Annotated in this window: 13 protein-coding genes and 1 tRNA gene; 3 read left to right on the forward strand and 11 right to left on the reverse strand. The window is 63.1% G+C overall.

The features are described 5' to 3' along the window. The 4 genes from PHI64_RS00005 to fdxA all read right to left on the reverse strand — a co-directional run. On the reverse strand, positions 1-1,080 hold a 1,080-nt coding region (locus tag PHI64_RS00005), incomplete at its 3' end, for a thiamine pyrophosphate-binding protein (RefSeq protein WP_299876649.1). Positions 1,081-1,362: 282 nt separating this feature from the next. Further along, positions 1,363-3,045 carry a long-chain-fatty-acid--CoA ligase gene (locus tag PHI64_RS00010; protein WP_299876651.1) on the reverse strand — a complete coding sequence of 561 codons (1,683 nt, stop codon included), beginning with the start codon at positions 3,043-3,045 and terminating at the stop codon, positions 1,363-1,365. A 224-nt stretch (positions 3,046-3,269) separates the two neighbouring features. Continuing rightward, positions 3,270-3,716, reverse strand: coding sequence for a CBS domain-containing protein (locus tag PHI64_RS00015; RefSeq protein ID WP_299876654.1), 447 nt, complete (start codon positions 3,714-3,716; stop codon positions 3,270-3,272). Between the two features lie 230 nt (positions 3,717-3,946). Further along, positions 3,947-4,270, reverse strand: coding sequence for a ferredoxin FdxA (gene fdxA, locus PHI64_RS00020; protein WP_299876657.1), 324 nt, complete (start codon positions 4,268-4,270; stop codon positions 3,947-3,949). A 338-nt stretch (positions 4,271-4,608) separates the two neighbouring features. Between fdxA and trxA the strand changes: the two genes are divergently transcribed. From trxA to PHI64_RS00035, 3 genes are all read left to right on the forward strand, one after another. After that, a complete protein-coding gene (gene trxA, locus PHI64_RS00025; RefSeq protein ID WP_296563546.1) occupies positions 4,609-4,935 on the forward strand; it encodes a thioredoxin TrxA in 327 nt (108 codons plus the stop codon). Positions 4,936-5,117: 182 nt separating this feature from the next. Continuing rightward, positions 5,118-6,377 (forward strand): transcription termination factor Rho, encoded by a 1,260-nt coding sequence (gene rho / locus PHI64_RS00030; RefSeq protein ID WP_296563536.1) that lies wholly within the window; start codon positions 5,118-5,120, stop codon positions 6,375-6,377. A gap of 178 nt (positions 6,378-6,555) precedes the next feature. Next, positions 6,556-6,640, forward strand: a tRNA-Leu gene (locus PHI64_RS00035). 113 nt (positions 6,641-6,753) lie between these two features. Here PHI64_RS00035 and PHI64_RS00040 read toward each other — a convergent pair. The 7 genes from PHI64_RS00040 to ccoG all read right to left on the reverse strand — a co-directional run bounded on the left by PHI64_RS00040 (position 6,754) and on the right by ccoG (position 14,715). Next, positions 6,754-8,187: an aldehyde dehydrogenase family protein gene (locus PHI64_RS00040; RefSeq protein ID WP_299876664.1), complete on the reverse strand. Its 1,434-nt coding sequence runs from the start codon at positions 8,185-8,187 to the stop codon at positions 6,754-6,756. 71 nt (positions 8,188-8,258) lie between these two features. After that, positions 8,259-9,164: a lytic transglycosylase domain-containing protein gene (locus tag PHI64_RS00045; protein ID WP_299876667.1), complete on the reverse strand. Its 906-nt coding sequence runs from the start codon at positions 9,162-9,164 to the stop codon at positions 8,259-8,261. Between the two features lie 173 nt (positions 9,165-9,337). Further along, complete coding sequence (locus PHI64_RS00050) at positions 9,338-10,315, reverse strand: hypothetical protein (protein ID WP_299876670.1); 978 nt, start codon at positions 10,313-10,315, stop codon at positions 9,338-9,340. Continuing rightward, a complete protein-coding gene (locus PHI64_RS00055) occupies positions 10,312-11,037 on the reverse strand; it encodes a hypothetical protein (RefSeq protein ID WP_299876672.1) in 726 nt (241 codons plus the stop codon). The genes PHI64_RS00050 and PHI64_RS00055 overlap by 4 nt, the downstream gene beginning before the upstream one ends. A 163-nt stretch (positions 11,038-11,200) precedes the next feature. After that, a complete protein-coding gene (locus tag PHI64_RS00060; RefSeq protein WP_299876675.1) occupies positions 11,201-11,674 on the reverse strand; it encodes a DUF934 domain-containing protein in 474 nt (157 codons plus the stop codon). Further along, on the reverse strand, positions 11,671-13,332 hold the full coding sequence (locus tag PHI64_RS00065) for a nitrite/sulfite reductase (RefSeq protein WP_299876678.1): 1,662 nt from the start codon (positions 13,330-13,332) through the stop codon (positions 11,671-11,673). Before PHI64_RS00065 ends, PHI64_RS00060 begins: the two co-directional genes overlap by 4 nt. 24 nt (positions 13,333-13,356) lie before the next feature. Beyond that, a complete protein-coding gene (ccoG, locus tag PHI64_RS00070) occupies positions 13,357-14,715 on the reverse strand; it encodes a cytochrome c oxidase accessory protein CcoG (protein ID WP_299876683.1) in 1,359 nt (452 codons plus the stop codon). Positions 14,716-14,721 lie beyond the last annotated feature (6 nt).

The following is a 14,721-nucleotide window of genomic DNA, read 5'->3' on the forward strand; positions in this document are numbered from 1 at the left end:
GGGATTGTCGATGCCCGGCATGGCCAGCGGGAAGCGGCCCTTGAGGCTCTCGACATGGGACAGCCAGCGCTTGCGCAACTGGGGCTTGACGCGCGGAAGCAGCTCGGACAGCACCTGGCCCACGTCGCCGGCGATGGCCACATGGGCGTTCTTGACCTTGTGCAGCTCGGAGCGGTCAATGTCGATATGGATGATCTTGGCATTCGGGCAGAACTCGGCGGTCTTGCCGATGGCGCGGTCGTCGAAACGGGCGCCCACACAGATCAGCAGATCAGCCTCTTCCAGCACGTAGTTGGTATAGCGGGCACCGTGCATCCCCAGCATGCCCAGGGACAGAGGATGATCCATGGGCATGGCGCCAAGGGCCATCAGGGTCATCGTGGTCGGCAGGGACGCCTGCTCGGCCAGGGTCACGGCCATGTGGGCAGCCCCCGAATGGATCACGCCACCGCCAAGGTAGAGCACGGGGCGCTCGGCAGCCTCGATCATCTTCGCGGCTTCCTCGATCGCGGCGATGTCAAAACTCGGCGCCGTATCGGGAACCACCACATCGGGGTATTCCTCGAAGCTCACCATCTGGTTCTGCACGTCCTTCGGCACATCGATCAGCACCGGCCCCGGGCGATCGGACATGGCAATGCGGAACGCAGCCGGAACGGCCGTCAGCAGCTCCTTGGCCGAACGGACCAGGAAATTATGCTTGGTGATGGGGATGGTCAGGCCGTAGGTATCGACTTCCTGGAAGGCGTCGGTGCCGATCATCGACAGGGGCACCTGGCCAGTCAGCGCAATCATCGGAATGGAATCGAGCTTGGCGTCAGCGATGGCCGTGATCAGATTGGTGGCGCCTGGGCCGCTGGAGGCCAGACACACCTCGGGACGACCCGAGACACGCGCCATGCCCTGGGCGATAAAGCCAGCGCCTTGTTCATGCCGGCACAGGACGTGGTGGATCTGCTCGCTCTTGGACAGGGCATCATACATCGGCAGGGCCGCACCGCCGGGCACGCCGGCGATCGTGCTGATTCCCTGCCGTTCGAGCAGCTTCACGATCAGGTCTGCTCCAGTCATTTGCATCATCGATTTCTCCTAGGGGCTTGGAAGCCGAAACGCTTTCCGGGCCTGGGGTAAAACAAAAAGACAAAACCCCCGCCGGTTGCGCGCCGGCGGGGGTCTGAAATTCTTTATCGACTACCTGAGGACCCTTACGACGCGCGCTCACCTACGCTTACTACGCGTACTACAGCAACGACGTCGACAGGCAGGGCGAATGCGAAAAGGGTCATGGGGTCATCTACAAGACTAGCTTCGAATTATTCGCACAACAGTCCAAAAACACAAGTGCTATTTTTCCGACGGAGCTCAGACATGCTCCGCAGTGTGCGACGCATCACGCAGGACACGACGCAGGATCTTGCCCACATTGCTCTTCGGCAACTCGTCGCGAAACTCAACGAAACGCGGCACCTTGTAGCCGGTCAGCCCCGCCCGGCAATGGGCAATGAGCGCCTCTGCCGTCAACGCAGGATCCTTGCGCACCACGAAGACCTTCACCGCCTCACCGGAATGCTCGTCGGGCACCCCCAACGCCGCCACCTCCATCACCCCGGGGTGCGCCGCCACGATGTCCTCCACCTCATTCGGATAGACGTTAAATCCCGACACCAGGATCATGTCTTTCTTGCGATCGACGATGCGGACGAAGCCATCATCATCAATGGTCGCCATATCCCCGGTACGCAGGTAGCCGTCATGGGTAAAGGCCCGAGCCGTTTCTTCCGGCCGGTTGTAGTAGCCCTTCATCACCTGGGGCCCCTTCACGCACAGCTCCCCGGGGATCCCCCTTGAAACCTCGTATCCGTCGTCGTCCCGCAGACTGATGTCGGTCGACGAGATGGGAAGACCGATGGAGTGGTTGAACTCGGGCAGATCAAGAGGGTTGATGCATACGGCAGGAGAGGTCTCGGTAAGGCCGTAGGCCTCCGCCAGAGGCCTGCCGGTCACTTTCTTCCAGCGGTCCGCAACAGCCTGCTGCACCGCCATCCCGCCACCGAGAGCAACCCTGAGGGTGGTGAAATCGAGCTTTTCGAATTCCGGGTTGTTGAGCAGGGCATTGAACAGCGTGTTCACGCCGGTAATCACCGTAAATGGATACTTGCCCAGCTCGGTGACAAAGGCCGGGATGTCCCGGGGATTGGTGATCAGCACATTAGTCGCGCCGATCTTGAAAAACGTGAGGCAGTTCGCGGTAAGCGAAAAGATGTGGTAGAGCGGCAGCGCCGTGATGATCACCTCCTCCCCTTCCCTCACGTAGGAACTGATCCAGGCATGGGCCTGCTGGAGGTTGGCAACAATATTGCCGTGGGTCAGCATTGCCCCCTTGGCCACCCCCGTCGTGCCCCCGGTGTATTGCAGGTAGGCGAGATCGTCGTGGGTCATGCTCACCGCTGTGAGTCCATGGGCCGATCCGCGGCTGAGGGCATCGCGAAAGCCCACATGCCCCGGCAGATTCCAGGCCGGCACCATCTTCTTGACATGGCGCACCACCAGATTGACCAGCAGGGACTTCGGAAAACCAAGCATGTCACCAAGCCCGGTGACGACAACGTGACGCACCGAGGTACGCGCCATCACCTCATCAAGGGTATGGGCGAAGTTCTCCATGATAACGATAGCCTCGCAGCCGGCATCGCGAAGCTGGTGCTCAAGCTCCCGGGCGGTGTACAGAGGATTCACATTCACCACGGTGAATCCCGCCCGCAACACGGCGAACATCGCAATCGGGTACTGCAGGCAATTGGGCATCATCAGCGCCACCCGGGCACCTTTCGCCAACCTCAGCTCACCTTGGAGGTAGCCCGCGAACTGACGTGAAAGCAGGTCGAGTTCCGCATACGTGATCGACTTGCCCATATTGATATAGGCCGTGTGTCCGGCAAACCTTGCGACACTCTTGTCGAACAGATCACCCAGGGATGCAAACTGGTTCGTGTCTATCTCTGCCGGAACACCAGGGGGATAGCTCTCAAGCCATATTTTTTTCATGCTGCTGTCTCCTATGTAGTTGGTTCAAGGCCTGACCGGCCTGCCCCCGTCTCACAAGACGGAGATCAGACCGGGGACCCGCCCTCCCCAGGCGGTCCGGCACCGAACAGGTGACGGCTTCCAACATACTTTTCGACCGGCGTTCGAGCGCCTTTTTGTCAGGGTATCCGCCCCCTTAGCGGAACACCCTGCTTGCTACCGTAAAACTCCAGAGCCGTCGCGAATCAGGCTTGATCCTCGGCAGGCCAGTTGCGGATGTAATTCTTGAGCATGCGATTCTCGAAGCTCTGCTCTTCCAACACGGCCTTGGCCACGTCATGGAAGGACACGACCCCCATCAGCATGGTGTCCTCCATGACCGGGAGGTAGCGCTGGTGATGTTCGACCATCTGGCGGCGCAATTCATCCATCTCCATGTTGGGCGCGGCAACCACAGGGTCCTTCAGCATGGCATCGACGACCGACAGGGTCTGCCATTCAGCGCCCGCCTTCTGGGCCGCCACCAGCACCTCGCGAAAGGTCAGCAAACCAGCCATGCGCCCCTTATCGAAAACCACCAGGGAACCGACATCCTGCTCCGTCATCACCGCAACCGCCTCGGCAAGCGTCTTGTTGGAGGAAACCGTAAACAGCACCTTGCCCTTGATTGCGAGAATTTCACTGACCAGCATTTTGTTTTCCTTGTCGAGGCGCATATCCGCCGGAATCTGTCCTGGCTGCGATGGTATTCGATTGGAGGCAAGGGCGCAAAGCCCCGAAAAATCAGGATTTACCCCTACTCCAGCGCTACAGATTCGTATTCTCCGGGCTGTCATACCGAGAGGCCGACAAATATCCAATACTGCGACCTTCAGGCATCAGGCCAGCCCCAGATGCCGGACGGCGCTGCGGCGAACGGGAATCAGCGCTCCAGGTGCTTGAGCTTGTCAGCCACACCGCGCCAGTCGTCGGCATCGGCCGGCGGATCCTTGCGCTCGACGATCGGCACCCACTTGGCCGCCAGCTCTGCGTTCAAGGCAATGAAGGCCTGCTGCCCGGCCGGAACGTCGTCTTCGGCAAAAATCGCTTCGGCCGGGCACTCCGCCACGCAGAGGGTGCAATCAATGCACTCATCGGGGTCGATCACCAGAAAATTGGGGCCTTCGCGAAAGCAATCGACCGGACACACGTCCACGCAGTCGGTGTACTTGCAGCGGATGCAGTTCTCAGTAACGACGTAAGTCATCGGGCGCGCTCCTGTGGTTTGAATTGCCGCTGCCCGCCCGGGCATCGACAAAGCAGGTGAAGTATAGAGGGGCCGCAATATACCCCATTGGGCAGATTCCAGAGGGCACACGACACCAGCGCCCCAAAGGCGAGACAGCCCCTGTCCAGAAATGTTCCAAGTGTGCCACCGTTACCACATGTCAAGGTCACTGGCGAGAAAAGCGCTTTTCTTGCCGGTGATTATTCGCTAGCATCCCGCTATCTATCGTCTTGTCGCTTGAGTTGCGGGGTTCCGACTACCCGGAACATGCTCCCCACCCGCGGCGACATCTATAAAATCCCCTGAAGCGAGGAATCATGAGCGAACATATCCATTACGTCACCGATGCGAACTTCGAAGCGGAGGTTCTGCAGTCCACCAGCCCCGTGCTGGTAGATTACTGGGCTGAGTGGTGTGGTCCGTGCAAGATGATTGCCCCCATCCTCGATGAAGTTTCGAAGGAATACGCCGGCAAGCTCAAGGTTGCCAAGCTGAACATTGATGAAAATCAGGAAACGCCTGCAAAGTACGGCATCCGTGGCATTCCGACCCTGATGCTGTTCAAGGGTGGCAACATTGAGGCCACCAAGGTCGGCGCACTGTCCAAGTCGCAACTTGCGGCCTTCATTGACAGCCACCTGTAATCAGCATAGTCTCCCCTAAATAGTCGTTACTTAGCGGCGCCCTCGGGGCAAACCACCCGGCAAGCCCGGCGCCGCTACACAGTTCGCGCACATCTGCTGCCGTCTTTCCGCGTACTTGCCGTATCCCTGCTGTTCCCATACCTCTCCCATACCCGTCTCAATCTCTCCCACCGCTGCCTGCCATGCACCTCTCGGAGCTCAAGTCTCTCCACGTCGGCCAATTGCTTGAAATGGCCATTGCCAACGACATCGAAGGCGCCAACCGCCTGCGCAAGCAGGAACTGGTCTTCGCGCTGCTCAAAAACCGCGCCAAGAAAGGCGAGCCGATTTACGGTGATGGGGTCATGGAGGTTCTGCCGGACGGCTTTGGCTTCCTGCGCTCCCCCGACACCTCTTATCTCGCAGGCACCGACGACATTTACGTGTCGCCCAGCCAGATCCGCAGGTTCAACCTGCATACCGGCGACACCGTGGAGGGCGAGATCCGGACCCCCAAGGACGGCGAGCGTTACTTTGCCCTGGTCAAGGTAGACAAAGTCAACTTCGAGCCGCCTGAAGCCTCCAAACACAAGATCCTCTTCGAAAACCTCACCCCGCTCCACCCCAACCAGTGCCTCAAACTGGAACGGGACATCCGGGCCGAGGAGAACATCACCTCCCGCGTGGTGGATATGATCTCCCCCATCGGCAAGGGCCAGCGTGGCCTGCTAGTAGCCCCGCCGAAGAGCGGCAAGACGGTGATGCTGCAGCACATCGCCCACTCGATCACCTCGAATCACCCCGATGTAGTAGTGATCGTGCTGCTGATCGACGAACGGCCCGAAGAAGTGACCGAAATGCAGCGCTCCGTGAAGGGCGAGGTGGTTGCCTCCACTTTCGACGAGCCTGCCATCCGTCACGTGCAGGTTGCCGAGATGGTCATCGAGAAGGCCAAGCGCCTGGTCGAGCACAAGCGCGACGTGGTCATCCTCCTCGACTCCCTGACCCGCCTGGCGCGAGCCTACAACACTGTGGTACCGGCCTCTGGCAAGGTACTCACCGGTGGTGTGGACGCCAATGCCCTGCAAAAGCCGAAGCGCTTCTTCGGCGCCGCCCGGAACATCGAGGAAGGCGGCTCCCTGACCATTATCGCCACCGCCCTGATCGACACCGGCAGCCGCATGGACGACGTGATTTACGAAGAGTTCAAGGGCACCGGCAATATGGAAATCCATCTGGACCGGCGCATGGCTGAGAAGCGGGTTTACCCCGCCATCAACGTCAACCGCTCGGGCACCCGTCGCGAAGAGCTGCTGCTCAAGTCCGACGTGCTGCAGAAGGTCTGGGTGCTGCGCAAGCTGCTGTACGGCATGGATGACATCGATGCGATGGAGTTCCTGCTCGACAAGATCAAGGCGACCAAGAACAACGGCGAGTTCTTCGACGCCATGCGCCGCGGCTGATTCCGCTCGCACACGGCTCTGTCGCCACTGCCCGGGCTGCACACAGTGGTTTTCCCCTGTGTGCAGCCCGGGCAGTGTCGTTCACGGCCACCTTAGCCAGCGAGGGAACTCCGCGATCAAGCCGGAACAAAAGGCTAGCCCTGGCGACGGACAGCCTTTACAATGCGCGCCGCTGGATGCGGGGTTGGCGGAATTGGTAGACGCACTGGATTTAGGTTCCAGCGCCGCAAGGCGTGAGGGTTCGAGTCCCTTGCCCCGCACCATCAAGCAGCTTCACCTGGCCACGCGCTGGTGCACAAAGCCCCTGAGATCAGGGGCTTTGTTGTTTCAGATCTTCGCGCCTATCAGGTGGTGTCCCTTGCTCGGATGCCAGGCCTCAATCATCGCCGAAGCCCAGGATTGCTTTCACTTCAAGGAACTCCTCGATTCCGAAAGCTCCCCACTCCCGCCCCAGGCCCGACTGCTTGTAGCCACCGAAAGGCCCGGCAAGATCAATGGGCGCGCCGTTGAGATGCACGTTACCGGTACGCAGGCGGCGGGCCACTGCGCGTGCCCTCCCCAGGTCTGACGAGGAGACGTAGCCCGACAGGCCATACACCGTGTCATTGGCAATGCGGATGGCATCATCTTCATCCTTGTAAGTAAGGATGGACAGGACAGGCCCGAAGATTTCCTCCCGCGCGATGGTCATGCCCGGGGTCACGCCACTGAAGATCGTCGGCCGGGTGAAAAAGCCCTTCTCCACACCATCCGGTCGTCCGGGGCCACCGGCCACACACTTCGCACCTTCTGCAACACCCGTGCTGATCAAGGCCTGAACCCGCTCGAACTGGGCCCGGTTAGCCAACGGCCCCATCGTCGTGCTGTCCGCAGCCGGATCTCCGACCACAACCCGGGCCAAGGTCGCCGCAGCAATCTCTTCCACCTCGGCGAGACGCGACTCGGGCACCAGCATGCGCGAAGGCGCGTTGCAGTTCTGACCACTGTTGGTCATCAGGGTGAGCACGCCCTGCTTCACCGCCCGGGGGAAGTCGGCATCGTCGAGCAAGATGTTGGCAGACTTCCCGCCCAACTCCAGAGCCACCTTCTTGATGGTATCGGCGGCGCCCTTCATCACCAACTTGCCAGCCCGGGTGGAGCCGGTGAAGGAGACCATGTCCACGTCCGGGTGAGAACACAGAGGCGCACCCACACCAGGACCGTCACCATTAACGAGGTTGAACACCCCTGCTGGCACCCCGGCTTCGTGGAGGATCTCGGCCAGGATGATTGCCGACAGAGGCGCCAGTTCGGAGGGCTTGAGGACCATGGTGCACCCGGCAGCCAGGGCCGGCGCCACCTTGCAGGCCATCTGGTTGGCCGGCCAGTTCCACGGGGTGATCAGCGCACACACGCCAATGGGCTCGCGCAGGATGCGCGTGGCACCACGACTGTGTTCAAAGGAGAACTCCGCCAGCGCGGCGGCTGCCGCCTTGAAGTGGGCCAGGCCCGAGCCCGACTGGGCACTACCGGCCAGATGCTTGAACGGTGCCCCCATCTCGGCGGAGATAGCGTGGGCCATGTCTTCGTACCGCGCTTTGTAGGCCGCGCAGACGCGCTGGAGCAGATCGAGGCGTGCCTCTCGGGTCGTGGCGGAAAAGGCCGGAAAGGCTGCCTTTGCGGCCGCCACGGCACGTGTCACGTCATCCGTCCCCCCCAGGGCAATGCTGCCGATGACCGCCTCGGTGGCGGGGTTGATCACGTCAAGCCGATTGCCTCCGGCAGGGTCGACCCACTGACCGCCGATATAGAACTGCTGATGATGGTGCATGCTCTCCGTCCTCTGTTGTTATGGAAACGGAGAGAAAGTACAGGAAACCGGTAGGTGGCGTGAAGCGCCGTTCAGCCCCGCATGGTTTCGGGGTGCCGCGGCGCCCGATAGAAGGCCAGCACACGGCGCACGTACTCCTGAGTCTCAGCAAAGGGAGGTACCCCCTTGTAGCGGGCCACATTGCCCTCGCCCGCGTTGTAGGCCGCTGCCGCCAGGGCCACGTCGCCCTTGAAATGCTGGAGCAGCCAGCGCAGGTAAGCGAGGCCACCGCGAATGTTCTGCTCAGGGTCGAGGGCGTCACGAACGCCGAAGCGCTCGGCGGTGTCAGGGATTAGCTGCATCAGGCCGAGGGCGTTCTTGGGGGAGCGTGCCGATGCATCAAAATTGGATTCAGTACGCACGATGGCCAGGGCCAGGCGCGGGTCCACGCTGAAGCGCGGTGCCAGCCTCTGGACCATCTGGGCATGACGGCGTTTGTCGGCCGGCAACGCCCGAACAAAGCGTTCCACCACCTCGTGGGGCACTGCCTCGCCACTGTCCGCAGCCACCAGCACCTCCGGCGCCCTGCCGGTGATGAGGCAATCAGGCAACTTCTCGGCCGCAGCAAGGGGGCTGACGAGGCTCTGAGCCTTCTCATGACCACGCTGGGCCGCAATCGACAGCAGCGTCGTGCCAACCTGGCTGTCCCGGGGAACACCCTGCCCCAGCAGGTACAGGCGCCCCAAGCGGTACTGGCCTTCGACGCTGCCATCCCGAGCTGCAGCGCAATAGTGGGCTGCAGCTACACCGGGCTGGCGGCCGGCCTCGGCCTGGTAGCCGCTTTCCAGCAGGCGTGCCAGGGCCGGCGGCTCATCACTCCACTCGGGAGCCTCCGACGGCCCGACATCCCGCCCGGCGGCCTGGACACCAGCGGCCAGCAAGGCCAGCAGGGCGACAAGAGCGCAGCGGCAGAAAGAAGGGAAACGGGAAGCGGTCATGGATCACGGGGCGGGTGGAATCAGAGCCCGCATCATGCCCTCCCCCATGCCACACCACCGTGACGGACTCGCCGTTGGCCGTGCTAAACCCGCATGGCACACCGGCATCGAGGCAATAATGCGATGAATTTCACATTCCGCCCCGCCCACCCTGCCCATCTTTCAGCACATCCCTAAAGCGTTTCGATTTCCAGAAAAACCTGGGTCTGGTTGAGGAGCAGGTAGGCGATCTCGCCAAAGGTCATCGGCCCGCCCGGGGGGGCGCGCCGCCCCTCCAACCCACAGTACAGGTAGTTGAGGATGCAGTTGCACGACCACAGGGCCGTTTCTCCGCCGGCCTCGGGGTCGGCGGAAAAGTCCACCGGCGCGGCCAGGCGGTAGGCCACATCGTCAAACACCGGAGCGTAGAAGTCCACCCTCCCGGCCGCCCGGTCCACCCCCTTGATCGACACATTTACCGATGCTCCACCATAGTCCGCCACCAGGGGCAGGCGTAGATCGGCCTGGCGCGCTTCCAGGTAGGAAGCCAGGGTGGTATCCACGCCATCCACCGTGCAGCGGCCGGCAGAAAAGCCTGTCTCCGGAAAGCGCAGTACTTCGCCCCCGCCCTGACGCATGGCATTGGCGATGCGAACGTGGGCATAGTGCTCGGGCAACAAGGGCACATGCATCACCACCGCCCGCTCCGCCTCGAAATCCAGCCCGGGGCCGCTGACCACCAAAGGGGCCACCTGGCCGATGTCGTCCACATGGCAGCCTGCCACCCAGCCCACCACCGGTTTGATGAACATGTCCTCAAACCCCGGTGCCTTGCGGGCATACAGCGAGTGGATCGCCGAGAAGGCCGGAATGATGATCAGACTGAAGCCGTTGGACGGACCGTCAGCACACACGTGGTCGATACTGGTGATGTCGTAGCTGCGGATCTCCGGCGCACCGGCATCCGCCGGAATGTGGGTGACGAAAAGCCGCTCCCGGCTCACCTGCCCCCCGTCGCTGCCCATGAAGTAGGGGATCGTGCCGCCAATCCAGTTGCCGGCAGGCAGGCGACGCAGCAGAGCCTCATCTCCGGCGATCATCAGGAAGTGGCCAGCCCGGATCAGCGCAGCTGCCGCATCCAGACCCACCAGGTCGTTCTGCAATGTGTTCATGCAGCCTCCGGCAGCAGTTGGCGCAGCTCATAGGCCAGCATGCGTTCGTTCTTGACGAAATAGCGGTGAAGGTCGCGCAGCTTCATCCTGCGCACCTCATCGTCAGCAATCAGGGCCACCTGACTGCGGGTGCGGGACAGCAGCAACTGCAAGCCCAGCACCCGCACATCCAGGGGCTGAGTGCCGTCCATCAGGCGCTGCCACACCGGGTCGTCCAAGCCCGGCACCCGGCTGGTGGTGGCTGCAGGGGGCGCCGCCGGGTCGGAACCCGCCAGCGGCGCCGACTCGGCCCCAGTCACCACGTGCCCGCCCCGATCAAGGGCGTAGCGATAGCGCCACACCTCGGTCATCGGCAGGTCAAGGATAGAGCACACGCCGTTCATGCCCACCCCTTCATTGAGCAAGGACAGGATCTGCTGGTCGAGAGCCCGGGTGAAGGGCATGCCGGCCTCGCCGGCCCAGGGGTGGCGCGGCATCTCACTTCCCACCGGGACCCGCACATGCACCTGGACCCGCCAGCCACCAAAGCCGGTGTGCCGCCAGCTAACCTCGGTGCTTCCTTCGACCACCCGCGGGCGGCCCAGGCCGAACCAGCTGCGCGGCGCTTCCACGCCGATCCACACGGCCATGCAGCGATTGAATTCATCCGCACGGCAAGCCTGGACGACCCAGGGCTCCTGCACCTGCAACAACTGCTTCCACAACGCCAGCCCATCCACCATGCTTACCTCGCTCGGAAAACGCCTCCGGCAGGGGAAGCGCGTCCTAAATATGCGCAAGGGCCGTGCCAACTGCCACAGACTGCAGCAAGCCGCTGATGCCGCAATGCACCATGTTCAGACTGTGAACAGGTGTTACAACGCAGGCTCACCATATTGCTGCAAATCAGGGCACGGCAGAACCAGGCCAGGGTGAGCGAAGGCCGCCGACCAGGGCAGCCAGGGCTGCCGCCGGCGGCTGGTCGGCGCGCAGGCTGAAGCTGTTGAAACCGCACTGGGCCATCAAGGCAAGCTGATCCACCAGCACATCCCCTATCGCCCGCAACTCGCCGGTGTAGCCGTGGCGACGGCGCAGCAGATGGGCCAGGGAATAGCCCCGCCCATCGGTGAACAGCGGAAAGTGGATGGCCACCAGGGGCACATCCGCCAGCCAGGGCAGCAGGGCCTCAAGCGCGTCATCCGGCCCCAACCACACGCCCGCACACAGCGGATCGAGGCGAGGCCGCTGGGCGAGCCACACTCCCAGCGGAAGCATGAGCAACTCCCCCGCCTCCAGCCGTTCGACCACCCGGGGTACGTCTCCTTCGATCCACTGCCAATTCTCGTCAATAACTTTCCCGTCTCGGATCAGTGCGCTCATGCTGCCCCTCCGTAAACCCGCGCCTTGAAGGCGTCCAGCCCGACCCGCTCCACGGTATCGATGAAGATCTCCCCCTCGTGACGCGCACCAACGTATACCTTGAGCAAATCCGCAATCACGTCCGGGATTTGCCCTGCGGCAAAGGACGGGCCGATCACCCGACCCAGTGCAGCATGGCGGCCTTCCCGCCCGCCCAGGGTCACCTGGTACCACTCCTCGTTGTTCTTATCCACGCCGAGGATGCCGATATGGCCGATGTGATGATGGCCGCAGGCATTCACGCAGCCCGACATGTTGAGCTCCAGGGGGCCCAGGTCGAACAGGTAGTCCAGATCATCGAAGCGCTGCTGGATGGCCGCCGCCACCGGGATGGAGCGGGCATTGGCCAAGGAACAGAAGTCCCCACCGGGGCAGCACACCAGATCAGTCAGCAGGCCTATGTTGGGCGTCGCCAACCCCAGGGCACGCACCCCCTGCCATAAAGCCGGCAGATCCCGGCGGGCCACGTGGGGCAGCACCAGGTTCTGCTCGTGGCTGACGCGGATCTCGCCAGCGCTGAAGCGCTCCGCCAGCTCGGCCACCCCGTCCATCTGCTCGGCGGTGGCATCGCCGGGGGGCACGCCGGTCTTCTTCAGGGACAGGGTCACCACCGCATAGCCCGGCTCCCGGTGGGGTGAAACATTGCGCTCCACCCAGCGGGCAAAAGCCCGCTCGCCGTCCAACGCAGCGAGGTAGCCCGGATCGTCGGCGGGGGCAGGCGCGTAGTCGTGCCGGGCGAAGAAGGCCTCCATTTCCCGGAAGGTTGCATCGCTGATGCATCCCGGGCCGCCCCGGGTCCATGCCCATTCGTCCTCCACCTCCCGGGTGAAGCCTTCCAGGGTGAGGTCTTTCACCAGGATCTTGATGCGCGCCTTGTACTTGTTGTCACGCCGGCCATGGCGGTTATAGACCCGCAGGATGGCCTCGAAATAGTTGAGCAGCTCTTCCCGGGGCAGGAAATCCCGAATCGTCCTGCCGACCATCGGGGTGCGCCCCAGCCCTCCACCGACAAAAATCTCGAAGCCGACCCGCCCGTCATCAGCCACCCGGGCAAGGGCGCCGATGTCATGAAAGCGCACCGCGGCCCGGTCGTCCTCCACGCCGCCCGCAAAGGCGATCTTGAACTTGCGCGGCAGGAACAGGAACTCCGGCGCCAGGGTGGACCACTGGCGCACGATCTCGCAGTAGGGCCGCGGGTCGAACAGCTCGTCGGCGGCCACCCCGGCAAAGGGGTCAGTGGTGATGTTGCGGATGCAGTTGCCGGAGGTCTGGATGGCATGCATCTGCACTGCGGCCAGTTCGGCGAGGATGTCCGGCGCCTCCTCCAGGCGCACCCAGTTGAACTGGATGTTGCAGCGAGTGGTGAAGTGGCCGTAGCCCCGGTCGAAACGGCGGGCGATGTCGGCCAGCTTGCGCAGCTGGTAGGCCGCCAGGGTGCCATAGGGTATCGCCACCCGCAGCATGGGCGCGTGGCGCTGCACGTAGAGGCCGTTCTGCAGGCGCAGGGGGCGGAACTCGTCCTCCCCGAGGCGCCCGTCCAGAAAGCGGGTCATCTGGTCGCGAAACTGGGCGACCCGGTCTTCCACCAGACGCTGGTCGGCTTGCTTGTATCGGTACATGGTGGTCTCGGCAATTGAGGTGGATCAGGGAAGGACGAAGGTGCTCTTTTCGGTGACCCGGGTTGCCGGGTCGTCGCTGGCCCGCACCTGGAAACTGATCGGCCTGGCGCCCGGCGGGCCCGCATCCGCGGGCACCGCCACCGTGACCTGCACGGCACGGATGCTGCCGGGATCACCGGCAAAACGGCGGGCCCCTACCAACTCGATGCCGGGCAGGCCGCTCACCTCCACTTCGAAGTCCCGGGGCATTTCGGCCAGATTGACGAGCTTGAGGGTGTAGGCATTCTCGATGCGACCGTCGCTCGCCTCCCGGGCCAAGCTGCCCCGGTCACGCAGTACATCCACCAGCAACAGCGAGCGCTGCGTCGCCGTCCAGCCCCCCAAAGCCAGGAACACGCCGATCAGCCCGCCATATACCGCCAGGCGGGGGCGTGTGCCGCGCCTGGGCTGACCGGCCAGTTCCTGCTCGGAGGCAAAGCGGATCAGACCGTGGGGCTTGGCCACGCGGGTCATCACCTCGTCACAGGCATCCGCGCACAGGCCGCAGTTGATGCACTGGTACTGGAGGCCATCGCGAATGTCGATCCCTGTGGGGCACACCTGCACACAGATGCCGCAATCCACGCAGTCCCCGCCGCCCTTGCCCTTGCGAGGCTCACCCCTGCCGGCGTCGTAGCTCACCGTGCGGGTGGTGGCGTCAAACATGACCCCCTGGAAGCGGGAGTAGGGGCACATGTGCTGGCACACGGCCTCCCGGGCAAAGCCGGCCTGGAGATAGGTGAACAAGGCGTAGAACACCACCCAGAAGCCCTCCCAGGGCCCGACGCTCCAGCCTGCCACGGCCGGCAGCAGCTCGCGGATGGGAGTGAAGTAACCAACGAAGGTGATCCCCGTCCACGCCGCCACCAGCAGCCACAGGCCGTGCTTGGATGCCCTCAGGCCCAGCTTGCGCAGCCCCATAGGCGCCTGGTCCAGCCGCAGGCGGGCCAGGTGGTCGCCCTCCACCCGGGTCTCGATCCACATGAAGATGGACGTGTAGACCGTCTGCGGGCAGGCAAAACCGCAGAACAGCCGCCCCGCCAGGGCCGTGACCAGAAACAGGCCGGTGGCGGCCAGGATCAGGGCGATGGCCAGCAACAGGGCATCCTGGGGCCACAGCACCAGACCGAAGAGGTAGAACTTCTCGTGGGGGATGTCGAACCACAGGGCCTGGCGTCCATCCCACTGGAGCCAGCAGGCCCCGTAAAAGATGATCTGGGTGAACCACACCATGCCCCAGCGGAGCGTGTTGAAGCGCCCCTTCACTTCGCGGGCGTGGATCTTTCCTTTCTTGCGATACAACTCGAGCTTGGCTTCGCGGACCTTGCTGACTGGCTTGTTCATTCGGGC

Origin of the sequence: Zoogloea sp. (assembly GCF_028689785.1) — a bacterium.
Classification (GTDB): Bacteria; Pseudomonadota; Gammaproteobacteria; order Burkholderiales; family Rhodocyclaceae; genus Zoogloea.